The following is a 432-nucleotide window of genomic DNA, read 5'->3' as shown; positions in this document are numbered from 1 at the left end:
CCTGGCTGTGCCAGCCGTCGTCGGTGGCCACGCGGGTCCTGGAGCGGATGGACGCGATGCGGTCCGAGACGGACGACGAGGGCCGCGCGGTAGCCTACAACCGGGTCGCCGGCGTCGTCGTCACCGGCAACGAGGTCGGGGCGCTCCAAGTGCTCAGCGAGAACTCCGGGGGGCTCCAGGCCATCGGCTACACCATCCCCGGCCAGGCGTGGACCTACTGGAACCAGGGCCCGGGACCCGGGCCCAGCTTCCTCGAGGGCGGCAGCGGCCACGACTGGTCGCGCAGCACGGGCCGCGCGATGGCCGCGAACCTGCTGGGCGTCGCCCGCGCCCTCGCCGCGCACCCGCTCGGGCCGCCGCCGCAGTAAGGGGAGGAGGGGCGCGGGTCTACTCGCCCGAGGACTCCTCCTGCGCCTCCGTGTTGGGCGTGAT

1 pseudogene is annotated in these 432 nt (G+C 74.5%); it reads left to right on the top strand.

Annotated features, from left to right (window positions below):
* Positions 1 to 368 (top strand): annotated as a pseudogene (locus LPA54_RS39515) (flavodoxin family protein); the annotation flags it as partial.
* Positions 369 to 432: the final 64 nt, after the last annotated feature.

Origin of the sequence: Streptomyces sp. DH12, from assembly GCF_020873895.1 — a bacterium.
Lineage (GTDB): Bacteria > Actinomycetota > Actinomycetes > Streptomycetales > Streptomycetaceae > Streptomyces.
This window is presented reverse-complemented; position numbering and strand designations above follow the sequence as displayed.